20 protein-coding genes are annotated in these 25,225 nt (G+C 48.5%); 4 read left to right on the top strand and 16 right to left on the bottom strand.

What is annotated here, in order from left to right:
* Positions 1-3: 3 nt before the first annotated feature.
* The 4 genes from FIU95_RS01315 (at position 4) to FIU95_RS01300 (ending at position 3,010) form a co-directional block, all read left to right on the top strand.
* A complete protein-coding gene (locus tag FIU95_RS01315; protein ID WP_152450775.1) occupies positions 4-582 on the top strand; it encodes a hypothetical protein in 579 nt (192 codons plus the stop codon).
* 3 nt (positions 583-585) lie between these two features.
* The gene (locus FIU95_RS01310; protein ID WP_152450772.1) at positions 586-879 is read left to right on the top strand and encodes a PAAR domain-containing protein; all 294 of its coding nucleotides are present in this window, start codon (positions 586-588) and stop codon (positions 877-879) included.
* Between the two features lie 475 nt (positions 880-1,354).
* The gene (locus FIU95_RS01305) at positions 1,355-1,837 is read left to right on the top strand and encodes a DUF6795 domain-containing protein (protein ID WP_152450770.1); all 483 of its coding nucleotides are present in this window, start codon (positions 1,355-1,357) and stop codon (positions 1,835-1,837) included.
* 18 nt (positions 1,838-1,855) lie between these two features.
* Positions 1,856-3,010, top strand: coding sequence for a lipase family protein (locus tag FIU95_RS01300; RefSeq protein ID WP_152450768.1), 1,155 nt, complete (start codon positions 1,856-1,858; stop codon positions 3,008-3,010).
* A gap of 94 nt (positions 3,011-3,104) precedes the next feature.
* On the opposite strand, the gene tssH is transcribed toward FIU95_RS01300, so the two are convergent.
* The 16 genes from tssH to tagH form a co-directional block, all read right to left on the bottom strand.
* Positions 3,105-5,768 (bottom strand): type VI secretion system ATPase TssH, encoded by a 2,664-nt coding sequence (gene tssH / locus FIU95_RS01295; protein WP_172975293.1) that lies wholly within the window; start codon positions 5,766-5,768, stop codon positions 3,105-3,107.
* A 39-nt stretch (positions 5,769-5,807) separates the two neighbouring features.
* Positions 5,808-6,938: a type VI secretion system baseplate subunit TssG gene (gene tssG / locus FIU95_RS01290; protein ID WP_152450766.1), complete on the bottom strand. Its 1,131-nt coding sequence runs from the start codon at positions 6,936-6,938 to the stop codon at positions 5,808-5,810.
* The gene (gene tssF / locus FIU95_RS01285) at positions 6,902-8,731 is read right to left on the bottom strand and encodes a type VI secretion system baseplate subunit TssF (RefSeq protein WP_152450764.1); all 1,830 of its coding nucleotides are present in this window, start codon (positions 8,729-8,731) and stop codon (positions 6,902-6,904) included. The genes tssG and tssF overlap by 37 nt, the downstream gene beginning before the upstream one ends.
* Positions 8,731-9,204, bottom strand: a complete 474-nt coding sequence (gene tssE, locus FIU95_RS01280; RefSeq protein WP_152450762.1) for a type VI secretion system baseplate subunit TssE — start codon at positions 9,202-9,204, stop codon at positions 8,731-8,733. The genes tssF and tssE overlap by 1 nt, the downstream gene beginning before the upstream one ends.
* Positions 9,205-9,211: 7 nt before the next feature.
* Complete coding sequence (gene tssC / locus FIU95_RS01275; RefSeq protein ID WP_253868790.1) at positions 9,212-10,723, bottom strand: type VI secretion system contractile sheath large subunit; 1,512 nt, start codon at positions 10,721-10,723, stop codon at positions 9,212-9,214.
* Positions 10,724-10,831: 108 nt separating this feature from the next.
* Entirely contained in the window at positions 10,832-12,319 is a 1,488-nt protein-coding gene (gene tssC, locus FIU95_RS01270; RefSeq protein ID WP_152450760.1) for a type VI secretion system contractile sheath large subunit, read from the bottom strand.
* A complete protein-coding gene (gene tssB / locus FIU95_RS01265) occupies positions 12,316-12,837 on the bottom strand; it encodes a type VI secretion system contractile sheath small subunit (protein ID WP_152450758.1) in 522 nt (173 codons plus the stop codon). The genes tssC (FIU95_RS01270) and tssB overlap by 4 nt, the downstream gene beginning before the upstream one ends.
* Before the next feature lie 44 nt (positions 12,838-12,881).
* Positions 12,882-14,174 carry a type VI secretion system protein TssA gene (gene tssA, locus FIU95_RS01260; protein ID WP_152450756.1) on the bottom strand — a complete coding sequence of 431 codons (1,293 nt, stop codon included), beginning with the start codon at positions 14,172-14,174 and terminating at the stop codon, positions 12,882-12,884.
* A gap of 187 nt (positions 14,175-14,361) precedes the next feature.
* Positions 14,362-15,144 carry a hypothetical protein gene (locus FIU95_RS01255; RefSeq protein ID WP_152450754.1) on the bottom strand — a complete coding sequence of 261 codons (783 nt, stop codon included), beginning with the start codon at positions 15,142-15,144 and terminating at the stop codon, positions 14,362-14,364.
* Between the two features lie 229 nt (positions 15,145-15,373).
* Entirely contained in the window at positions 15,374-16,099 is a 726-nt protein-coding gene (locus tag FIU95_RS01250; protein WP_152450752.1) for a SapC family protein, read from the bottom strand.
* A 23-nt stretch (positions 16,100-16,122) separates the two neighbouring features.
* Positions 16,123-16,803, bottom strand: a complete 681-nt coding sequence (gene tagF, locus FIU95_RS01245; protein ID WP_216646290.1) for a type VI secretion system-associated protein TagF — start codon at positions 16,801-16,803, stop codon at positions 16,123-16,125.
* Positions 16,804-16,809: 6 nt separating this feature from the next.
* On the bottom strand, positions 16,810-20,349 hold the full coding sequence (gene tssM, locus FIU95_RS01240; protein WP_152450750.1) for a type VI secretion system membrane subunit TssM: 3,540 nt from the start codon (positions 20,347-20,349) through the stop codon (positions 16,810-16,812).
* A 53-nt stretch (positions 20,350-20,402) separates the two neighbouring features.
* Positions 20,403-21,269, bottom strand: a complete 867-nt coding sequence (gene icmH, locus FIU95_RS01235; protein ID WP_152450748.1) for a type IVB secretion system protein IcmH/DotU — start codon at positions 21,267-21,269, stop codon at positions 20,403-20,405.
* 1 nt (position 21,270) lies between these two features.
* Positions 21,271-22,608, bottom strand: coding sequence for a type VI secretion system baseplate subunit TssK (gene tssK / locus FIU95_RS01230; RefSeq protein ID WP_152450746.1), 1,338 nt, complete (start codon positions 22,606-22,608; stop codon positions 21,271-21,273).
* Positions 22,609-22,674: 66 nt separating this feature from the next.
* A complete protein-coding gene (tssJ, locus tag FIU95_RS01225; protein WP_253868788.1) occupies positions 22,675-23,292 on the bottom strand; it encodes a type VI secretion system lipoprotein TssJ in 618 nt (205 codons plus the stop codon).
* Positions 23,293-23,315: 23 nt separating this feature from the next.
* A complete protein-coding gene (tagH, locus tag FIU95_RS01220) occupies positions 23,316-25,100 on the bottom strand; it encodes a type VI secretion system-associated FHA domain protein TagH (protein WP_152450742.1) in 1,785 nt (594 codons plus the stop codon).
* Positions 25,101-25,225 lie beyond the last annotated feature (125 nt).

Genomic DNA, 25,225 nt, shown 5'->3' with positions numbered 1-25,225 from the left:
TAGATGACCGATCTGATCAAAGTCCAAGCGCTCACTGCAGCTGAGCTTCTAAAGAATTTTGAAGTCAGCGAGGAGGCAGAAGAGCACCTGGTGCCTGATACAGCACCTGAGGTGAGTATTAATCAGCTTGTGGGAGCTGGTCTCTATCCGGATGCCATAAAACTACTAGCCCATGGCTTGCCTAAACGTGAAGCAGTATGGTGGGCCTGCCTTGCAGCACGTGATATACAGAGTCCTGAAACTGACGAAGATAATGTCAGTGCGTTGATCGCTGCAGAGACTTGGGCCAAAAAACCTAACGAAGAGTCACGCTTAAAGTGCAAAGCTCTGGGCGATAAAACCAAACACAAGACGCCGGCAAGCTGGGCCGCTACCGCAGCCAGTTGGTGTCACGGCAGCTTAGCTGCCGAAGGCGAGCCTGTTGTTGAACCACCCGAGCACCTGTATGCACACGCGGTGGCCGGCAGTATCACATTGGCTGCGGTCTTATCTGACCCGGTTGACCCTGCAAAACGCTTCGACCGCTATATGAAGCAGGGGCTGGATTTGGCCCGTGGCGGCAATGGAAGAATTAAGGAATAAATCATGGGCAAGCCAGCTTCACGTATTACCGATATGCATGTCTGTCCAATGGTGACTGGGACGGTCCCGCATGTAGGCGGCCCGATTCTCAGCCCTGGTGCTCCGACGGTAATTATCGGTGGTATGCCATCTGCCACCGTGGGTAGCACCTGCACCTGCGTAGGACCGCCGGATACAGTTGCTATGGGCAGTACTACCGTGATGCTGCAAAAAAAGCCTGCAGCCCGAATGGGAGATACTACTGGTCATGGGGGTAAGATTGTTATTGGATGCCCTACCGTATTGATTGGTGGCTAATTCATATTCTACCCAAAGAGATCTTTATAAAAGTAAATTGGGTGACGTTAAACAAACATATCTCCCAAAAACCAAAATTTTTACAGAAAGATATCCGCCGACTCATTAAAAAATCTTGGCCATTAACAATAATTACCTCAAGTGGTCTTTTAGATTTTTCATATGTGAGAAAAATTAATATACAGCCTGACCAACAATACATCTTGCTGTTTGTTTTTTTCGCCCTGTATACAAAAGCAAATATTGTATCAATTCTATAAGTTACTTATGTGCACTAACCTTTTAAACACAAACTAAGGAGTACGCATCTTTAATTTCAAAAATATTTCTACCAATCCCACTATAGAAGATAAATCAGCTTTTTAACATCTAACTAGATTACCAATCCAAACAACCGGGAAAGCTATAAGACTCACTAAAATCTAAGACAACATGGATGTTATATTCATGAATTAACATAAATAACTCTTACCTCATGAGCAATAAAACAATATATTTCGCAATAAAAACCGCACTTTTATCTATCCTATTAATACCAGGGGGAGCTTACGGCATGGCTTTTCTCAACCCATTAAAAGCATGCACATTTTCTGAAATGAAAATTAAAATTACACTAGATGGCAGTCCAGCAGCAGGAGCAAAAATAACTCGCAGTATTGACTGGAAGGAGGAAAAAACTGACATTTTCACTTCAGATAAAGAAGGCAACGTTTTACTTCCCGCTGAATTTGAAAGCTCAATAACACAGGTTTTGCCAGTTGAGTTTATTTCCTCGCAAAGTATAAATGTAGAGTACGAAAATAGAAGTTATTTAATATGGATTTACGCAAAAAGAAATCCAGCTGAGAACTTCGAAATGAATGGAAACCCTATCAATTTAGCTTGTGAACTAACTGACGAACCTAAAACAGAAAGGAAATTCAAGTCTGCCCTAAAAACATCATGCAAATTTCTATAGAACAAGAAGGCCAAACCAATGCTCACCCCACAATATAGCGCGCAACTCGCTGCAGATATATATCTAATAAAAAAGCCAAATGATCAGAAGATATTTTTCGACTTATACAAAGATGACTTTGACCTAAAAGAAGACCTCCCCAATAAAATTAAAGGCAAAACAGGAGCATTTACTCTAATTAAGAGTGCTCACGCGATGGGAATTGCAACCTGCGGCAAGGATAATTTCAAAGGACAAGCATTTGTAGCTCTAAAAGGAACAGCCAGTGGTTATGATCTATTAACAGATCTAAATGCTGGAATCAAACGATTTCATACTGGGGGGTCTGTACATCAAGGTTTTTATTATACCTTTGAGAGCTTCTTTCCCCAACTAGAGGACTTTTCACGCCACCTTCCTCCTTATGTACATACGATACATTGCGTCGGACATAGTCTTGGAGGGGCACTAGCAACACTCGCTGCCGACTGGCTATCCTCAAATACAGGGAAAACAATAAAATTATACACTTATGGTAGCCCAAGAGTTGGGCTTGAACATTTCTCCGCGAGTTGCAAACGCCGCTTGACACCCCAAAATATTTATCGCGTTTATCACCGTGCCGATGTAGTTCCCATGGTACCTACCTGGCCATTTATCCATGTGCCTGACAGTGGCATAGGAGATTTTGAATTAATGACGCCAAGTTACAATCCTGTGACAAATCATAGTAGTGAAACATACATTGACTCAGTCGCCCCAAATGAAACGAGTCTGGACTGGGATACAGTTAGACAAAAAAGACCAAAAGACAATTTGGACAAGAGTATCGAGGCTTGGTTAAGATCAGAAGGTATTATTTCCTTATCTATGAACACAATCTGGATGGCGGGAGAAGCTCTACTCTGGGTCTTAAAAAAGATAGGTCATCTGGCTGGAATTTCTCTTGTTGTGGCAGGAAGTACAACATTTACGATCTTAGATAGGCTGGCAATTTTCTTGCACAACGCTTACCAAATCAGCAAAGATATTTCTTTCTGGGTAATGCGTCTTATACGTAGATTTGCGCAATTAATTGGGATGGTTGTTGTGGAAGGAGTTGATATAACAGTTTCATTTATCCGTATGGTATTCCTACGGATGCATCGAGCTATCTCTGACTTAGTTATGAGAGCAGGAAGAATGATTCACTAATAAAGTCAACAGAAGTAACGATTACACATGATTTTAAGTGGTACCCAGCCCAGTAATGAAATCCAGTTAATCTCACTACTGGGCTAGTTTCAAATTATTCTACGTTATAGGCAAAATCACCCTCTTCAGTCGCAGAGACGTTAATTGCTTTAACCTCTTCACCCTTCGCCATCTTATCCAAGCATTCACTAGCCAATTCTGGCAATAGAGTTTTATTTAAGATCACTTCAATATTACGAGCTCCAGTATCGGCTTCGTGACAACGTGCCACAATATTGATGAGCACATCCTCATCATACGAGAAAGAAGCACCATAGTGCTCTCGTACACGCTTTTCTATCTTACGCATATTGATCTTACAGATTTCCACCAGATTCTCATCATCCAGCGGATAGTAAGCAACTACATTGGCGCGACCAAGGAATGCCGGCTTGAATTTCTGTAGTAGGTGTGGACGAATATTATCGAGGAGTACATCTGGTTCCGGCTTTTCTTCTACCTGGCTGAATATAGCTCTGATAGCATCCTCACCGGCATTGGAGGTCATAATGATAACGGTATTCTTGAAGTCGATATCACGCCCTTCACCATCTTTAATGGAGCCCTTATCAAATAGGTTATAGAAAATATCCTGAACACCGGGATGGGCCTTTTCCATTTCGTCCAACAGAATCACAGAATATGGTTTACGCCTTGCAGCCTCTGTAAGAACACCTCCCTCTCCATAGCCGACATATCCAGGAGGGGATCCCAACAGCATAGATACTTTGTGCTCTTCTTTAAATTCGGCCATATTGATCGTGGTGATATTTTGTTCGCCACCGAATAATTCATCGGCCAATGCCAAAGCCGTTTCAGTTTTACCTACACCACTGGTTCCGCAGAACATAAATACACCTACGGGCTTACGCGGGTCGGTTAGACCAGCACGCGAGGTGCGAATTGCCTGGGCAACAGCCTCAATTGCATGAGGTTGCCCAATCACGCGCTTATTGAGTCGCTCCGCCAGTGTTTTAACCGCAATGATTTCATCACTTACCATTTTTCCAACAGGTATGCCCGTCCAGTTGGCGACCACTGCAGCAATAGCCTGTTCATCAACGGCCGGTTGCATTAATGGAGTGTCACCCTGTATGGACTCAAGCTCTGCAGAGAGGCTTTTTAACTGCTGTTGATAATCAGCTAATAAAGCGGGATCGGGCTCCTGTTGATCGCCCTTTCCTTTCATGAATTCGGAGTCAATTTGATCGCGAATTTTTTGAACCTGCTCAATTAACTCATTTTCTTTAACAAGCTGTTGTTCCAAAGTAGCTATACGCTGTTCTTCGGCTAACTTGAAGGCCCTCAATTCAGTTAGCTGCTCTTCATGCTCACCCATAGCTGCGTTTTCACGCTCTAACTTGGCCAGCGTAGTATTCGTTCGATCAATATTGATTCGAGCATCTTCAATTGCACCAGGGGTAGCGGATTGGCTAAGTGCTACACGTGCGCATGCTGTATCCAGCAGACTTACAGACTTATCGGGTAACTGGCGACCAGGGATATAGCGATGAGATAGCTTAACTGAGGCAATAACTGCTTCATCCAGGATACGCACTTTGTGGTGCTCCTCAAGAGTAGCAGCAATACCGCGCATCATATCTATTGCATCTGTCTCAGAGGGCTCTTCAACCTTTACAACCTGGAAACGTCGGGTAAGGGCAGGATCACGCTCAAAATACTTTTTATACTCAGCCCAGGTTGTCGCAGCCAGGGTCCTTAACTCACCCCGTGCTAAAGCTGGCTTGAGCAAGTTAGCTGCATCACCCTGGCCTTCTTTACCCCCAGCACCAATCATGGTGTGGGCCTCATCAATGAATAAAATGATAGGTGTTGGCGAGGATTTAACCTCTTCAATTACAGATTTGAGACGATTTTCAAACTCCCCTTTTACACTGGCACCCGCCTGAAGTAAGCCCAGGTCAAGTGTCCTCACGGCAACACCACGCAAGGGTTCAGGCACATCGCCACTGGCAATACGTAAAGCAAAGCCCTCAACTACTGCAGTTTTACCCACTCCCGCCTCGCCAGTAAGAATCGGGTTGTTTTGCCTACGTCGGGTCAGAATATCAATACACTGCCGGATCTCTTCATCTCGCCCAAGAACAGGATCAATTTCCCCTTTCTTAGCTCTTTCGGTGAGGTTGACCGTGTACTTATCAAGAGCTGGAGCCTTGCTAGCAGCAGCTGCAACTGCAGCGGCCCCATTATCCGTAGCACTTGCGGCTCCAATATGGCTAGACTCGGCACTTTGACCGAACATAGCTCTAGCTGTTTCACGAATGGATTCCGGAGCTATATTCTTGAGCTCTGGGCAAGACTCCAGAATTTGGCGGCGTGACGTTTCTTCTAATAACAAAGCTGCGAGAAAATGCCCAGAGCTGATAGCACGGTGACCATAATCTATAGAAGCCAACATCCAGGCATTCTTAGCTGCTTCTACAATGGTCGGAGATAACGCAGGTGGACGACTGCTACCCGAACGAAATCCAGCAATAGCAGATGCAAGCTGTTTTGCAAAATTTGCAGGATTACAGTCATGCTTTTCAAGCAGATGATAGAGGTCGGTATCTGATTGGTCCAATAACTTCAGCAACCAGTGCTCAAGCTCAACGTTATATTGATTTTGTGATAGACAGAGGCCGGCCGCACCCTCTAGGGAGTCGCGCATATGCGGTGTCATGGTATCCACGAGCCGCTTCAAATCGATATTTATCACAGTGAAAAGATCCTTTTAAAAATTATTGTTAACGAATAATCATGCCGCAGGTAATGCTTCATCTGGCGACATATTGTCAGCACTTAATGTAATTTGTATAAGTTCTGCAGGCTCCTGCTCACTGGCCATGTGGGTATTCCACCCTAACAGAGGGTCGTGATCAGACTTGCGGTTTAATTGCACCGGTGAAACCTGTTGGGCAGGTAGCGAGACTGACAGCTCAAAATCCAGTTCAATTCCAGCACTAAGCTTGATAAATGCCTTTAGGGATTCCAATTTCTGAGTCCCCGGAGCAATAGTCATGAATTGATCATAGGCCATTGGCTCGATAACTATCCGAAATTTGTTCTGAGCCTGAAAACAATGTGTACCCAAAATTGTATTAGTTCCGAGGCAGTTATTAACTCCACTAGGAGCTTCCTCACAAGGCAGACGACAGAGAATATCTTCCGGTAATTCATCCCATTGTCCCTGGAACTGCTCAATAGAAACATTCAAACCAAAGAAGTGTTGAATCATACTGGTCAGTGCCACTGCCGAGCAGCGCCCCTGCCCCAAGTGCCCCGCCATACCCAGAAGTGCTTCATCGGGAATTGGCATTCGATAGCGCATCTCACTAGTGCCTAGTCCCGCTAGAGAAGCAATTGCCTGGGTAAAAATGTCAGGGGCTCTTTCATTGCGCAAGCGCTGACGCTCATAATTTACAGGCAGTTGGTATTTATGCCAGGCCTTATAAAGTAGAGAGGTATGACGATGATTGAATATGTCAAGAAAATCCCGTAAAGCGGTATTATTCTCTTTAAGTTCTTTTTGAACTAGCTCTGTAAGATAGTAAGGCATAACGCCCTGGCTACCGATTAAACCTGTGAATCCAACCTCCATATGCCACTGGCTAATCTTTTTATCTTGTATCTCGGCATTATTACTTAATTTTTTTTCCAGGCGTAAAACATCAGACCCAATAAAGGACAACCCAGACTGGGCACTGAAGCGAACCATTTCTTTAGCTGGCGGGGCTGCACTGGCTATAGGCTCTTCACAAAATTCGCCATCAGCCATAGACACAGCCCGCTCCAAGATTCGAACGGCCTGATAGAAATCGAAGTGATAGGGCTCTCGACGCAGCCGCTCTATTACAGTAAAGCTTTTTCGCCTGCGCGAGGTGGCCATCTTTTCAGCTCTCCATCTCTGCCACTCATGGTAGCAATCAATTTAGTAAATGAATTAATAGAACAATAAAGACCGAGGAATCGCTCAATAATGCTGGCAAATAGCAATGGGCTGGTTCCAGTAAGCATCATTGAGTCAAGCTCAATTTCGACTTCAGTCCCTCGACAAAGAACTACACTTTGATCAATCTGAATAGGTGCCGTGATTGGCTTGGTATTCAGTTTTAATAAAGACTCGATCAAATTTCGAGTACTCGCTGAATCTCTAAAATCATAAAGCCTGAAAATTTCCTTGAGGGCATCACACCCCTGACTTCCTGACAGAGAAAGATGGTTAAGATTCAGGTGTGAAATTAATTTCCAATAGCCTCTCTCTCTTCTAGGAGGCCGCAAGGTTGCCGTTGGCGCAACGACGCAACTAATACGGCTTGCCGGAACATCACCATCAACGACGTCGAGATATGGCTGGGAATTACCACTGGGTAATTTTTTAGGAAGGTTCCGATTGCAGCAGGTCAGCTTGATATCGAGTGTCTGGTCATTAATTCTGTGTGGATTAAAATCTAAATCTACAAGACTTATATCGACTTCAGAAGCCTGCTCATTACGGTGTTCGCCTTCAATAGTTTCACGACGTCGACTAAACCAGAAAGCAGACTGTTCTGCATGATGTTGACTATGTTTAATACCATAGAAGGGTCTATATCTGGTTGTCTCACCATCTCCATCTGTTGCAGCAACTTCATCAATGGAGTAAATCTCCAACCCATCACTGCGGCGCGCATCGGCAACAATATGATATTCATATTGAGTGTGCGTCAGTGGAATAGGATCCGCACTCTGCTTAAATAGGTTGATGGCAGGTGTACAGCCGAGAGCAAACATACTCGGCACCAGCTGTTTTTCCAGCTCCTCGTGAGTTTCGGAAAGATAAAAATATAAATTTAGTGTATCTGAATAACTATCATTCAATGCGCCCTGCAAATTGGCAATATCCAGGAAAAGAAATTTTTCCGGAAAAGCAAAATATTCAGTCAATAATCTATAGCCGATAAAAGCGGTATCGGGGTAAGGCAGCAAACCTTCCTCCGCCTCCATTCCCACTTGTCGAATATCTTCTGGCGATAGGAACGTAGGCTTGGGGTCACTCTCTCCATTTGCCACAACCAATTTTACACATTTGGTTAAGAGCAAATCATACAAACTATAAACATGGGTTGCTTGACCTCGCAAAAAAAAGCGAATTTTTTCCGGCTTCATTTCTGCAAAGCTAAGATCAGGGCTTAATGCCTTAAGAGACAGTTTGAGGACTGCGTTTGCTCCCTGAACCTCATTACAGCCAGGCGCAATAAACGGACGTGGCATCAAGCTAGCACTGACAGGCTGAAAAGGATTAATTTCTACTGGATAACAGGTGGTAAACCTGCAGGTTTGCCCCTGAAAGCTATCACTCTCTAATAGTGTTTTTGCTTCAACGGGAGTGATTGCATCCAGATCTGAATCCGGCTCGAATTGTACAATGGCACAAGAGGGAATTGGACGTAAATAATGCGGATACAGTGTTTCCAGCATTGCATCTGTCAGCTCAGGAAAGTCATCACTGAGTTTTTGCTGAACCCTGGCATTCATATAAGCAAAACCAGACAACAAACGGCCCACAAGTGGGTCATCTACGGTATCTGCATCCAGTTGCAGGCGTGATGCAGCTGCAGGATGCATGCGTGCGAACTCAGCAGAGGTTTGCTGAATAAAAGCGAGCTCACGCTCATAGAGATCTATTAATTTTTCGCTCATCACATAATCTCAGAAACATCTACCATTTGTGTCACCGGATTTAAAGCGGAGTCAAAAACAATGACTTCCGAAGCAGGGTTGACATGCAGTACCGCCTCTACACGGAAACGTATACTGGGATCCTCCACATCTACTTTATCCTGGGTGGTAACCTTTACCGAACGAATCCTTGGCTCAAAATGAAGAATAGTCTTCTCAATATCCCGGCAAAATTGTTTTCTGCTTTCTAACGAGGATAAGTTGACAGTAGATAAATCCGGAAGACCATAATTAATATTCGACTCTTCAAGATGTCGCAAAGCAGCAGGAGGAGAAATACAGCGGTAGCGTGTATTAAACAAATATTCTAGATCGCGCCGCACCCCTTCACGCAACTGGCGAAGAATCTGATGGGATTGGTGCATATTTACTTTGCTAGATGATTCCAGTAATCGATCTAGCACTGGAGCCAATAGCCGTTTTTCTCTTGCCATAATCCTATTAAGCCCCGACACCAATCGTTGCCAATGCCGTTGTGAGCTTTAGTTCAGATACTAAGTGATCCACTGTATAGTGGCTTTTTAGGTGAATAACACTTTGGTAGCTGCCAACCTTGCCTGGCTCATCGGCCACTCGCACACGAGCCTCACGCAGAGGGTAACGTGCCAACATCTCCCAAGATAAGTCATCTCGGCCAGTTGTATATTGATCCAACCAGTGTTGAAGCTGACGTTCGCAGTCCGCAGCATTCATATAGGCGCCCACCTTATCCCTGATCATGACCTTGATATAATGTGCAAAACGCGATGCGCAAAGAATTTGTTGTAACATCGAGCTAATTCGCGCATTCGCTGTGGCCGCCTTGGAGCTATATTGTTTAGCCTTTTGTAAAGAGGGCACGCTGTTAAAAGCACTATAAGGCGTATCGTAACAGTGACTCAGGCAAGCAAAGCCTAATTCGGAAAGATCTCGTTCCACAAAATCTGTAACTAGAATTGAAGTGGACATTTTCACCATGCCTGGGCGACTATCCGGCCTATAGGGCATAACAGGCAATTGCGTAACCAATCCACCACCAAAGTGATCACGAGCAACACCGCGGATATGTGAAAACCAACCTACCTCACTGAATTCACGTAAAAGTACAGCACCTATTGCAAAACAGGCATTACCCCACAGATAACGCCGGTTATGAGATCCGGTCACCTGCTCTGCAAATCTCAACCCACGATATTCTGAAAAGCTCAGGTTGTAAGGCTCACGCATAAGGACCTGAGGCAAAGTAATGGCCAGAAAACGGCTATCTTCTAAATCCCGTAAGCTATTCCACCGTATATACTCCTTCTGGCGGAAAACCTCTGAAAAACGAATGGGCTTGGCCAAGTCATCGAAGTGATCGACACCGAACAGCTGAGGAGTAGCGGCACAAACAAATGGTGCGAACGCGGCTGCTGCCGTATGGGCGATACCCTGCAAGGTAAAAACATCATCATAAGGATGGTCAGGCAAGGGCCTATGGGAAATATAATAATCTCCCATTAACAAGCCAAAAGGCTCCCCACCTGGGGTGCCGAATTCTTCGTTATAGACTAAATGAAAAAGTCCAGATTGATCAAAATCTGGAGCTCTTTCAATATCTTTACTTAAATCTTTCCAGTTGGCATCTAGTAACTTTATCTTGATATTGTCTGAGTGCGGCGTATCAAAAACCAACATGGCGAGCCCACGCCAACTTGCTTCAAGACGTTGAAAGCGGGGGTTATGGAGAATCCGGTTAACTTGATCGCAGATAAGTTCATCAAGTTCAACAATAATACGACTTAAGTATTGTCGAACAGAGAAGTTTTCTTTTTTAGGGCACGGACATATTTCCGTCAGCCAGTATTCAAATGAAAATAATTCATCTGGCTCGCGTAAGAATTTCTTCAGCTCAGCTTGATTTTCGCTCGCTAACTTTTCCGGCAAAATATCTAAATAATCTTCCGTAAATGCATTTTTTATTGCGCCGGGCACCGGAAAACTCCCATTAGCATTTTCTTGAGAAATCTAATTGTATTCAGGTCCTGAACAAGACCTTTCAAATAAGAACGCCCGCTCCTAATAAGAAGCGGGCATCGAGTTTTATCCAGCAGACGGGATATTGGCAACCATACGCATAGAAGTGGTCAGTTCTTCCATTTGCAGCCATGGTTTAAGGTAGGCAACAGCACTGTAGCAGCCAGGTTGACCCGGAATTTCCTTAACTTCAACTCGGGCCTCAGAAAGCGGGTATTTTGCTTTCATTTCAGGGCTCGCATCCGGGTTAGAGTTAGTGTACTGGGTAATCCACTTGTTCAACCAGCGCTCACAGTCACTTGCTTCCATAAAAGAGCCCACTTTGTCCCGCGCCATTACTTTCAGGTAATGAGCAATTCTGGAGGTGGCCATCAAGTAGGGAAGACGCGCGGAAATAGCCGCGTTCGCGGTTGCATCCGGGTCATCATAAGCTTTTGGTTTCTGTGCACTTTGAGAACCAAAGAATACTGAGTAATCAGTATTCTTATAGTGGCACAGCGGCAGGAAACCCTGAGCGCTCAATTCGGCTTCACGGCGATCAGTAATACCGATCTCTGTCGGACACTTCTGATCCATATCACCGTCATCACTCTTGAACACATGTGAAGGCAGGCCTTCCACTTTACCACCACCCTCAGCACCACGAATGGCAGTACACCAAGAGTTCTCAGCGAATGCCTTTGTCATGGTTGTGCCCATTACATAGGAAGCATTCATCCAGCAGTATTGATCGTGATCGGCAGGGCGCGATGCTCCAGACTCATCAACTTCAAACTCCTCAAAGTCGAATGCTTCGATCGGCTTGGTGTTTGCTCCATAAGGCGTTCTAGCCAGAGTACGTGGCATAACCAGGGTAACGAAGCGAGAATCTTCGCTATCGCGGAAGCTACGCCATTTAATGTATTCCGCAGATTCAAAAATACCGCCGAGGTCGCGAGGTTTTGATAGCTCAGTAAAGTCATCAAAACCAAACATGCCTGCACCAGCTGCTGCAACAAACGGACAGAAGCCCGCGGCGGCAACATTGGACATTTTGCTCAGCAACTCAATATCTTCAGGGTGGCTGGTGAACTCGAAATCGCCAATCATGCAACCATAAGGCTCGCCACCAGCGATACCAAACTCTTCTTCATAAATTTTCTTGAAGGTCTGGCTCTGGTCAAATTCAACGGCCTTGTCCAGGTCGCGGAACAACTCACGCTTACTCAAATTGAGCATGCGAATTTTCATGGTTGCACCGGTTTCAGAATTCATCACCAGGTGATTAAGGCCACGCCAGGAGCCTTCAAGCTTCTGGAACTTCTCATCATGCAGAATAGCGGCCATTTGTTTGGACATAGCCTGGTCAATAGCACTAACCGCTTTCTTAATCGTCTGGGTCAGGTTGCGGTCCCAGGAAACTGTGCCTTTTAAAACCTGCTCGGTCAGGTTGGCGATCAGGTCCTGCGCTTCCTGCGGCTCTGTTTGCTTGGTTGCGGCAATTGCCTGCTCCAGAAGATTAACCGATTGTTCCTCAGCTTCACCTTCCGCAACATTTTCTACTTCTGTGCTCATTCTGAGTCCTCTCCTTTATCCTTGTTCAACCCTAGTTGCTCGGAAATAGCACCGACGTTTTCCGTGCTCTTCAGGATATCTTCTAATACTTTTTCCAGCTCTTCAGAGCGGTCAGCCTTACTGAGAAGGTCGCGCAATTTGCTACGAGCTTCCAGGAGTTGTTTCAGCGGCTCAACCTGATCGACAATTTTTTCCGGTGAGAAGTCTTCCATGTGTTTGAAATCAAGATCAATACCAATCTTGCTGCCATCACCGGACAAGGTATTTTCTACTTGTAAGTTCAGCTTAGGATTTACCTTCGCCATTACGTCATTGAAGTTGTCGCGATCAATTTGTACAAACTTACGATCTTTCAGCGCTTTGCGATTCTCTGCGTTATCCCCTGAGTAGTCGCCCATAACACCAGCTACAAAGGGAAGTTCCTTTTTAACTTCCGCGCCGTTGGTTTCAACATCGTAGGTAATATGTACACGTGGTTTGCGCACACGCTTAAGTTTATTGTGAATACTCTCAGACATCTCAGCTCTCCTTCCTAGATTTAGGGACTGCTATTCTTAATTAATTACCAACCCGTGCTGTCTACTTGTGTTTGGCCACCCCAGTTCTCCTCAGCTGCAGGCGCAGATTCAGTGGGGCTTGAAGGTGGCTCAGATGCAGCTGGAGCTGGTGAGGGGGTGTTACTCATTGACGGTGGTGCAACATAGCGCTGGGTATCCGTGCCATCGAGCCGGACACCAGTAAGCTGGGAGTAGAGTGCACGGGACTGCTCATCAGGCAGTAACTCGGTCATCAACTCAGAGACTGTCATGCGCCCCCAACCAATCAATCTCTCCAAACCCGGCGCCAGGGGCGTATGAGGCTCGTAAGTTCGAAAATATTTAGCGGCTTGTTCTAGCAGTTTAAGAGCATCTTCTCGAGAACTCACAGGTCCAGTGGGAGCAGCAATGGCATTTGCAAGGATTGTTGCTGCCACATTAGGCACCGATTCGTCTGTAGTAGACGCACTCTGCTCCTCTTCGGGTGCTACAGGAGCCTCACTCTGGGCTATCGCATCCAATTGGCTCTTATAGATAAATCTTGCCGTACGCAAAACTTCATCAAGCAGAGATGAAATATTTGTTGATGGCGGGGCATCGTGACCACAACTAGAGCGCAGGGCATCATTGATATTTTTATAGCTGCTTATAGTAGCCTCTATAGTCTCAATGAGATGATTGGCCCAATCATTACTCGCACTGTTCACACATTGGTTTACATCTTCTAGGCTATAACCCAAAGTCTCAATGCGGGCAGCTTTAGCATCGTCATCGGCAATGCGATCTGCATCTCTGGCTTGTTGGTGCTGAAAGAATGAAAAGTCTCCATAATCCCCTTCCGGGGTTATTGGCGCACTACGGATCGGCATCATTAAAGTACCATCACCGCCATCACCATTGAGGCCCGTCAGTGGTGCTACTTTTGTTTCAATACCATCTTCATCGGGAAGTGGATAGAGACCGTCCCAAAAATTGGTGACCAGCTGCTCTATTAAGAGAAAACCATCTCTTAAACCACTAAAACCATGAAGACGAATAAGAGCCTCTGTGTACCAGCTGGCAACTTCCAGATCTTTACTTTTCTTGCTCAGGATCTTTTCTGCAGCCTTTGCCACATCCCGCCAGGGTGCGAGCAGATCAGAGTCCGTATCATCAAACATGGCCGAACGTTCTGCGGCCCTAGCACTATTTCGCGCATCTTTGATGGAGTAGTAATCAGAAGTCGGTGATCGATCCTCTCGAATATCCTCACCGACAGGACTCTCTGCGGAAACAGGAGCTGTGAGTTCTTCGATATTTATTGTATTTGGGAATGCCATGAAAATAAGTCCCTTCTACCCAATCCATTCCTTCAATAAGAATTCCGAGAAGAGTACACGTTGTAAAGATCTAATCAAGGCAAATGACACAATGTATCCGCAATAGCCAAAAAAAAGTGCAAAGCTCACAATATTAAACGAACTATCTTTGTTATTTTTTTATATTTTCTTGATCCTGACAGGCCCATTACACGGCAATTACAGCTGAGCCCTTATTTTCTGTAGTAGTGACTCCTTCTTCTGGGGCCTGGAAAGTTGCCACTATTTGAATAAATTCTACTTTTGCCTGTGCAAAGCTTTGCAAAGACGTCCACAGGAACAGGGTATAGAAACTCATTTTCCCCTGAAAAAAAGCTACCATATATTGGACTGAATCATTACCTACATTCGCACACATTTCATACAACAAGCCTGTTTGCCATTCACGTTCCAAGACCTTTGGCCCACTTACTAACTGTCCATCGGACACCTTAGCCAAACACTGTTGCATCTGAGCATCGGCATAATCTGTCAGGCTAAGCGTTACAGGGAGCTCAGAACGCTTCTGAGCCAACACGATCAGGTAGCGATTTAAATCGGTATTACCGACCTGGATCTCTGCATTGGGGTTCAAGTTATCACAGGGTACCCAGTTTCGTGGTGCGCACAATAAAAGCTGGGGGTCACCGCAGTGGAGTTTGTCCATCACTACGGGTAGTGGGGAGCCGCCATTCTCTACCGACGTCTTTGAGCAATGTATGAGTTCAGAATCCAAGTACAGCCTGGAGTGCCAACCTGCGTTCCACAATTTTTGTATAAAACGACTGGCTTCGGCTCTATCAACGGTTTTCTTGAGTTGGGAGCGGCTACTGGCCATAAGTGCCTTTATTTGAGAAAAACTCAATCCAAACTCACCACCCAACGCGGCTATTGCCTTTCGCCGCTCAAAATGTGTGCGGATTTCTCCCGTGAATACCACGATATACGACATACCCTAACCCTTGCTTCCTGCAGTGATTGATAGGTTGACCCCATTGAGAGTAACCTGAGCGCCCTGCCAATAGGCGGTTTTTACCTTAGATGTCTCTTTATTGAATTTCTTTGCTAACGGTGAAGCTCTGAACAAGCCAATTAATCTGCCGATAGTTTATTGCCCAGATACAAAATTGCGCAGCTAAAGAGCTATAGCCAAGCTGGGACGATCTCTTACTAGATCACCGCTAGTGAAGTAATTTTGCATGATATCTCTTAAATAACCGGCTCAGATTCGCCGATTGCTGTAGAGAAAGCATATGGGCATATATAGCCGATAAGTAGCCAAGCTCTTTTAACCTGAGAAAGTCCCCATCACTCAGCGCATTTAGTCGCTCGGCGGTCACACAAAAAACCCCGGTTAAGCGATGCTTTGTATTACCCGGTAGATCGACTACCACCACCTGCTCCTGAAAAAGCTCCATCTCGGTCAGGCAATGGATAAACTCTTTACTTTTTATTTTCTGTTGATGAATTCCACTCAATAAATTGCTGACCTGCGAAAAGGTTTTGGTCACCTCACCCTCGTCGTCAAAAAGCCTCTTTCCTTCACCATCAAAATTACCAAGTGAGAGCGAGGAGGAATCAACGCAGATAACAGGGCTTGTGCTAGCAATATCCTTATAGTGTAAGTAAAAAGGATAGGCTCTCAAGGTCGCCGGGATATAGTTACCCTGCCACTTTCCTTGCTGCCAAAAGAGATTTTGTCCCGGCTTTATACCCAGTAATGCACAACTATCCAGGGAATTCTCCCCCTTGGATTTCAAAAATATGATCGGACATTGCCCAGCTAACATTGAGAACTCAGATAGATATACCTGGCAGACATGCCGGGTTTCACTGTGCGAAATATCGCCAGTCAAAACGTTATACTTGCGGTGCTTATTTCTATCTAACGTAACTATTTGACTCACACTCGCTGTCCTTTACCTATTTTTCACTGTCTCTGCTGACTGCCACCAAGCATTGAGCAGTAGAACTCAGGGCCGGGCAATGTAGGACAGAGCACGCTGGTCGGTGCCAGGTGTTGCGATCCCTCACAAGACCAGAGACTGAAACTGGCAAATTGCTTGCGACATACCTGTCCGAGCAATCCCGCATAACGTTTTTCATTACCCGTAACATCATTACTGGCTACAAAAAAGTCACTCTGTGTTGGCGCACTCAACTGCCGCCCCAGCTCTGCAGGTACAGCACTGAAGGCCTCAAACAGCTGATCAGCATGCAACATATTTTGTAATGCACTAACGGCCAGCTCTGTAAGCTCCCTATACCAACCATCGGCCTCAGACATGAAAGAGATGATGTCTACCGAAGTTGGCAACGGTGCGGCTATTGTCAGTGGGAAATAGCGCCCAACACTATCCACACTCGGGACTAGAACCCCAACCCAAGGGTTTTCATCAATAACCCCTTTGCTGTGGGCAAAACGCCAAACTGGACTGGTCAAGTAATAGTCAAGCCAGCTTTCTCCCATAATTTCACGGGATCCATGTACTGCACGCTGTAGCCATTCGTCCCACACTCTGACGAAACTAGCAGGAAGCTGACGCTGGACAAAATCTCCATGTCCAGGGAGCTTGCCAAAGATACCAATGGTGTTTTGCAACTCACTCACTCCTTACTACAGAGTTTCCGGACACCGGTAACCACGCAACAAACTGCGATCGAATGGATTGTTAACATTCGATGCCACCAATTTGAACTGCGCTTTGCGCCCCTCTTCTGAGAAAGTCACCAAGCGTTCCGCATTGCTTCGCCCTGTCTCAAGGTCTGAACTTGCAAGCAGTCGATACCACGCCCAGTCACCTTCAAAGTGCTTGCGGTGTACGGTTTCATTGAGGTCTTCGAAAATTATCCGCACCCTATTGCTCTCACCACCGCGCCAGGTAAGTTTTTTGCTGGTCTTGGGCCCGTGTGAATAAGGGACACGTTGGTCTCCCAGTTCTAGTTCAAACAGGCGTACACTGGAATCCAGCTTCGTTGGCTCAATACGGAAAGAATAAGCAGCGCTTTCACCCGACTTAAAGAAAGTCTTGCGGATTTTCTCCGCCCTGCGCAGCTGCGATAACGACTCTTTGGAAAGACTCATGCCCTGCCCTTCGACATACTTCACTTGCCAGGTTCTTGTGTCCACAAAGGGCTTTAAATATTCATTGACAAATTTTTGCTCAATACCGCCGGGCTTAAAGTATTGATTAAATTCAATAACCGGAACTTCCTGATCGCGATCACTGCGCAGTGGGTAGCGGTTTGCCAGGCTATTGGCATAGCTTTGATAAACCTGCTCGCGCCACACTCGATTGAGGTGACTCTTGGCCTTAGACATCACTAGCGCCCAGGTGCTATCGGCAATATCGGTCAGCCACTGGTCAAAAGGTGCCGGCGCATTGGCCGCTTTTACTCTCAGCTGTTTTATCGCATCACCGCTTCCAGCAAAACGCGCCTTGGCGCTGGCGAATGCAGCTTCATTGGAATCCGGGGCGCTATCAATTTCAGTCAGGTACTCCTGAATCTTATTGATGGTCAGGAGATACTCCTGAACCCTTGCAGGTCTGCCCTTCTCACTTTGAGTGATCCGCTGTATCTCCTCGAAACGCACATCGACAATATTGGGCTTGTAATGATCCTTGAGGGCCCCTGCAGCACTATCCAATGCCGCTCCACCTAAGCGACGTGTCGTGCTAGACACCGGTAGCGGTACACCTTTGGCATCCACAGACAGCTCCGGCCGCGGCGTCAGGCGGGTGTTATCCGAGGTAATTTCTGTGATCGCCAGCAGTGGTGAATAAATAGGGTCTGACAGGGTCGAGAGAACCTCAAGCGCCTGGGAGGTGCTATTGAATCTGCGAATACTGAAACCGCCAAGGAAAGATTGCCACTGTTGCAGGTATTCCCCCAGATAAATGCGCTTTACATCCTCACCCAGCTTCTCGCGGTCGGCCTCGGTAAAGTCCTCGCCACTGAGGTCACCACCATAGATCCAGCGCTCTTCCGCCATATTGCTCATCAATTGGGAGTCGGCACCAAAGTCCATCTCCTTATAGCCCGCCTTCGTGTACAGGAAGGGGATATTGAAACGCGAATCACCAGCGTTCACGCCAAATACCTGTTGGGTGTCACCGCCGATCTCCTGATACAGATCCACAGAGGTCTGACCCAGGTCGCTATTTTGCAATTGCGCAAAGAGCCTTTGCGGTACAGGAATGCGTCGTAATTGCTGGCGGGCGCGGGCCACTACGCGCTCATTTTGCTGAACACTGGCGGGGATTGGGCGAGCTAACACCTGGCCCAGGTGAAAACGCAGCTTATCCTGCTCTTGGGCCTCGCCTGGTAACTGACGCTCCCAGCGGCCGCTGTAATAACTCTCAACAGTGGCAATATCCAATTTATCCGGGTTGAAGAACATCAGATAGGTTTTGAGGGTACTCACCAGTGCCGGATCATCGCTGCCCAAGCGACTGAGGTTACTCTCAATATCCCGCAGTAATGCCGGCAGGAAAACTGTTTCAAGCTTTTGCTGATAGAGGTTATCCAATGCCTGATCTATACGGGTGTCATACAATCCCAGATTGGAAATCCAGGGGTGTTCCTCCCGGTCATATACCGAAGTGGCTTGCCGCAGCGGTTCAAGCATTTGCAGAACGTTCGCAGGTGTGGGCCGCTTACCCTTGAGCTTTTCTTCGGCCTGTCGATAAGCCGCCAGATTGTCATTGACCTCGCCCATGGACAGCTTGTTTGAAGCGAGGCTGCCACTCCAAAGAAAGATCGACCCAACAAATGCCGCGGTTAAGGTGGCATACACTCCTCTGCGCAACCACAGATTGACACTTTCTACTTTGCGATTGACTCCAACCAGCTCGGCCTCGGGGAATACCACATCTTTAAGCAGGCGGTGCAGGAAGAAACTTTTCCCCACGCCCTGGAACTTGGGCCCAACGCTGCGCTCCAGGCCAAAATCCGCCGTTACCGAGGCCATCATGCGGTCTACCGGGCTCCCCTCCTGGGTGCCACTGGTAAAGTAAATACCGCGGACCATAGGGATGGTTTCATAGCGGTTTGGCTCGAAGGTTTGCTTGATAAAGTCGGCCAAAATCTCCGACAGGCTCTCCATGCGGGCGGGAAAGCCTTGCAGCAAAGCACGTTTCTCGACATTGCGCTCCTGATGCACCCGCCACAGCACTCTCTGATTCAAGCGTTCAATCAGCTGATTGTATTCGGCCCTGAAATTATCCAGTGGTGCACCGACTGTTGCGTTCGCTTCGCGAGGGAAACTCATACCCCAAACCTGTTCGCGTTCAGCCTGCGACAGGTTGTCGAAAAATTCGCTAAAGCCCGCTACCAAGTCACACTTGGTAAAGGTGAGATAGATTGGGAAACGGATACCCAGCTCCTGCTGGAGTTCATTTACCCGCTGGCGGATTGTCTTGGCTTGATGCTGGCGCTGCTCATCGGTCTGGACCATTAAGTCCTGCAAGCTGATTGCAACCAGTGCACCATTAATCGGCCGACGACGGCGATAGCGTTTAAGCAGCCCAAGGAATGCGCGCCAGGCACTGTTGTCGTACACCCGGTGGCTGTCTTGGGTGGTATAGCGGCCAGCAGTATCGATCAGCACTGCGTCATTCGTGAACCACCAATCGCAATTGCGTGTACCACCTACGCCTCCGAGGGCCTCTTTGCCGTGACTTTGCGCCAGGGGGAATTCCAGTCCGGAATTGACCAACGCGGTGGTTTTACCGCAGCCGGGAGGGCCGATAATGACGTACCAGGGCAACTGGTATAGTGAAACCTTGCCCTTCTCGGATTTAAAGCGGGCATTTCGCAACACATCCATGGCCTCGCGGAATCGTCCCGACAGGGCCTCGAGCTCTTCACGGGAGTGCTCTTCATCCGGGTCCTGGGCATCCTCCTGGGACTCCTCAATGCCCTTAATCAGTGCCTGGTTTTGGCGCCGCTCCACCAGCCACTGGCTCAGGTTCCACACCAGCCAGATGGCAAAAATAAATACAATGATAGTGATGCGAACCGTGTGGGAGAGCGTGGCGTTGTCACTGCCAAACTTTATGTAGTCCGCCCCAAACCAGATAAGAACCGACAGGGCTGCGAGGCCGATAATGCCGAGCACCCATTTATTGGTAAAAAAGTCGCGCAAGCGTTTCATGAATAGCTCCATCTCCCGGGCTCAAGCGGCACCGGATCAATTCGGTCCGAGTGTCACCCTTCCCCTTGCGGGGGCTCGCTGTCACTGCCTGTTAATTCCACTACACGATCTGCCACGGGCGTGGTCGTTTCGTACAGCCACCAGCGATAGCCACTATAAGTAGCGACCAACAATCCCAGCGCGACACTCATAATCACCCACAGAGGCACATAGTGAATCAGGCCGGACTTGCGCTCGACACAGCCCTGCCAGTGCGGGGAGAGGTCCCGGTCCATCGCCGCTTTATGCTGCTCTATAGTCCGGTACAGCTCATCGCGAATCTGCTCAATCTGCTCGTGGCCCCGCTGTACCAGGCGATATTTACCCTGAAAGCCGAGACTGAGACAGAGGTAGAAAAGCTCTAACAACTCCAGATGTGAAGCTGGTGTTTCCAGCATGCGCTGCAGAATGGCAAAGCATTTCTCACCGCCGAACGTCTCCTTGTGGAACAGGCTGAGCAGAGAATGTTGGCTCCAGCCGCTCGCCGTTCCCCAAGGGGTGGTTAACACCACTTCGTCCACTACGGTACACAGCAAGTAGCGGGCAGTAAGCACCGTTTCCGGAGCCAGCCCCAGCTGTTTGGACTCCCGCTCAAATGCCTGGATTTCCTTGGTCAGGCGTTTGTGCAGGTCCGGCACATTGGAGTGATTCATGGTTGTGCGCAGTTTGATAATCACCCCCAGCAGTTTGGAGGCGGCGGATACCAGCGGGTTCAAACTGTTGCGAATCTGCATATCCGCAGAACTGCCGGGATTGGCGAAGAACTGCGGCTGCGCAGCCGGACCGGGCTGCGCCGGAGCTGCCGCGCCTGGGGTAGGAATCATTACTGTCCTGTCACCCGCGTTAGGTGCCGGCGGGGGGCTGAAGCTGTCATTGCTCATATCAGTTATTCCTTATGGCCCAGAGCTCCATGGTCAGCCCTGGAAATTCCGCTCCGAGATGCACAGCAAAACCACCAGACCTCTGCATGGCCTGCCACAACTCACCGCTGCGCTCCATTTCGAAATAGGTAAAACCCGAGTGATAGGGAATTTGTCTTGGCGCTACCGGCAGTGGGCGCAGTGACAACCCAGGCAACTGGGCGGAAATCAACTCGCGGATGGCCTCCACCGGCGCCACTTTGGCTTGCGTGGGGAAGCGGCTGCGCAGCAGGTCTCCTGGCATATCCGCTTTGGCGGCCATCACGAAACTCGCCGTCTTGAGCAGTGACGGATCGGAAACCGGAGCCACATAGATACCGAATTTTCTCTGCACCAGTTCCATCGCAATAGCGGTCTGCTCCAGGACCGTGGAGAGGGACTGACGCAAGGCAGAAAACAAACCGGAGAAGCTGAGCTGCAGGTTTTCGTGCGAGTAATTGGGGATTTCCGGCGGGCGCTTGGTCGATGAGGTAAATGTCGATAACTCACCAGCCAGTTGCAACAGTTCCACAAACAAGCTGTGTGGGTGCAGGCGCGGCTGAGCAGTAATCTGTTTTAACAGAGGTTCAAAACGGTTGATAACCTGCAGTAACAGATAATCGGCAATTTCTGCGGAGCCACTGCGACCACTGTCACTCAGGCGATGCCCCAGGGCTGAGCCACGGTGATCCAGCAGTCCCTTAACTTCTTCAATGTAGGCTTTGATGACCGCCGAAGTCTCTGCATTCAAAAGCGGGGGAATATAGTCCGAATCCAGTTCAACCGGTTTTTCCGGCTGGCGTTCGCGTATTCTGGCAATGCCAATAGACGCATAACCGCTGAGGTCGTCGCTCTCCAGTTTGAGACACACGCGCAGTTTACCTACCTGGATACGGGCGGATTCACCGGAAGCCGCCGCACTATTGCGCGCATCGAAGTTTGCGGTCTGGTAGCGTGCCTGGGGGAAATCTTCCTGGTCGCGAATCGATTCCTGGCTGCCGGGGCGCTTCATCGGTACACACAGGTAGACGACCTCATCGCGGGTGTTAACCGGCACATCCAGGACATCAGGCAGAATTTCATTTTCGGGTGCCAGGATGGGCGTACCATCAGGAAATATCGCCCTCACGCGGGAGAGTGATATTTTGCCCATAGAGAGCGGTTCACTATCAATCGCCAGCTCCAGCACACCCCAGGTATAGGGCCCCAACGAAGCCGTGCGCGCTTCGACCAACTGCTCGAGATAGCGATCCTGTTGTTGGAAGTGTTGAGGGCGCAAGAACATGCCCTCACTCCAGATCACCTTGTTGTTAACCGACATATGTCTTCCTTGCAAAGCCCAACTCAATTGGAATGGAGCTTAATTAAAACTGGCCTGAACGACGCTCTACTTGGATTGCTCCGCTTCCTGAAGGCGCTTTTTCATCAATTCATAATCTTCACTGGAGAGTGTGACCGTATCGCCGTCCTTGCCGCCATCATCATTGCGCGACAGAGGCGAAACAATACCCCGGCGCCGTTTGGCAATATTCTCCGGTGTGCCAATGCGGGTATCCGCTAGGGCGACCTGATAAGTATTTTTCTTGTGGTCAGTGATCGGCAACACCATCAGTGCATCCGCTTTTTGATACTGAACAAATTCCGCCAGCAGACCGATATATTTCACTTCCGGTGTCAAAGGCAGCTCTTCCACACGCTGCTCGCCGGGAGCGAACTCTTTCAAGATAACGGTATCGAGAAGATCATTACCGAGACGGGATTCTGCATTTTCATACAGGTTGAGAAAGTCTTCGCGGGCAAACTGGCGATCGTCTGCCAGCATAAACACACGCACAACCACCGGCGATGCGCGACCGTCATCATCCGGATTAACGTCCTTGCGGATATCCACCGACAGCTCGACACTGGTGTCCAGGTTCAGAGTGCGTCTGGTAGTCTGGCAGGCCGCCAAGCTGACCACCAGTACGCCGAGCAGGGTGAATTTCAGTAGCTTAGATATCGTCACGACCAATTCCCTCTTTCGATTTATTAATTTTTCAGCTGTCTGGCATTCTTCAGCTCAGACAACTGGTTTTCATAAGTCTCTGCAAATTCGTCACCGAAGAGCTTGCGGTAACAGGCATCTGGGTCGCCCACTAATTCCCGGTACATCGCGCTGAAGCCCTCCCATTTTTTTGCATTCTTGCTGCCGAATACGCCGGAGGTATTGCCCAGGCGGCGCTCGATATTATCCGGACTGAAATACCTCAGCATCGCATTGTAACCAGCGCGCATTCCCGCCAGCACGGCGACCTGATGATCGGAGAGATCATCGAAGCTATCCCGCACTGCTTCTTTAGGCTGTAAAAACGCACCGTTACCGGCAAACATCGCCTCTAATGCATCCCTCTCGGTGGCACTAAATTTCAGCGGGTTATTCGCTTCTGTCTGGATCATGGTGCGCTGCACCCGCAGCTCATTTTTGATACTGCTGCGCGCACGCAGGAGATCAATAAGGCGAGCGACGGTTTCTCGAACAATTTCTGTAGCCTGTTGATCCGCGATTTGTTGTTGAGCGGGGCTCATATGCAGGCCCAAGGTTGCAGCCAGCACACTGGATACCGGGGTAGCCGGGGGGGGCTGCACCGGTGGTACCGGGGCCTGCGGAGCTGGGGCCTGTTGGACAGGAGCCGGCTGTTGCAATTGGGAAAAGCTCTGCCCTTGAGCGGCAAAACCCATGGGGCCAGCAGGAGGCGCCTGCCCGGCATCAAAACCCGGCGCGCCGGCCACTTGTTGCCCCTGCATCACCGCAAAAGAATCTGCAAAAGGGTTATCCTGCGGGCTCTGCGGGGGCTGAGCTTGCGGTTGTACTTGCTGCTGCGGCGGCGCTGCTGGTGCTTGCGGCGGAACGAACGCAGATTGCTGCGGGGCAACTTGCTGCTGAGGGGGCGCAACTGGTGGCTGAGGAGTTACCTGGGGCTGTGGGGGAGGCGCCTGGAAAGATTGCGCTTGAGGTGCCTGGGGCTCTACAGAGGAAGGGGGCTCGATCGACTGTTGCGGCGGAGCCTGTGGGGAAATACGCACAGCGTGTTGATCTGCCGGCACATGGTCCTGGTCGCTGCCATCTTTCCACCACTCATCATCAGAATCAGACCATTGACCTTGAGCGGCCTGTCCCTGTGGCTCAGCAGCAAAAGAGCCGAAACCCTGTACATCCGACGCCCCAAAAGATTGGGGTTGTCCAAAGGCCGACATAGGGTCCAGGGGACCCGAGTCTGCGCCCAGTAGATTATCCTGAGCGGGAGTATTCTGGTTACTCTGAGGGATATATCCCCATTCGCCGGACTGGGAAATATCGCTGTTGCCACCAGGCTCCAACCAATTATCCAGCTGCTTTGCCTCCGCCTGGCTCTGCATCTTGGCCATAGCGCTGGCATTGAAGGTGGTGCGATCGGAAGTATCGAGGAAGTCGGCACTGTCCAATCCTTTCGGAAGGTCACTTTCGGCCTGAGGCTGTCGCAGCGTCACCTTGAGGCGGTAATCCCCCACATTAATAATATCCCCCTCATTCAAAGGGAGTTTATTCCCTTTACCCAAGGGAGTATCCCCATCGTTATGATAGGTACCGTTAGTGCTGGTATCAGTCAGGAAAAACTGTCCATCACTGCAAGAAATTTGCGCGTGTTGCGATGAGACAACTCGCTCGGGATCGGGCAGCACCCAATAGTTATCGGCGGAACGCCCCAAACTGCCCCCTTCTTTGGTGAACAGTTTGGTGTGCTTGAGCATATTGGCCCCTGCGGGGTCGGCCAACACTGAGAGTATTAGATCCATGTCTTCCTGACTCACACAGTTGATGTACTTCGCACTTTCGCCGGATGCAAACTACAGAGATCAGTACGAAATGATCCGGGCGCACAGGCCTTTCACATAACAAATTCAAATCCGGCTCGCAGAGA

It is taken from the genome of Microbulbifer sp. THAF38 (genome assembly GCF_009363535.1).
Classification (GTDB): Bacteria; Pseudomonadota; Gammaproteobacteria; order Pseudomonadales; family Cellvibrionaceae; genus Microbulbifer.
The sequence above is the reverse complement of the archived record's forward strand: the minus strand, read 5'-3'. Positions and strand labels throughout refer to the sequence as shown.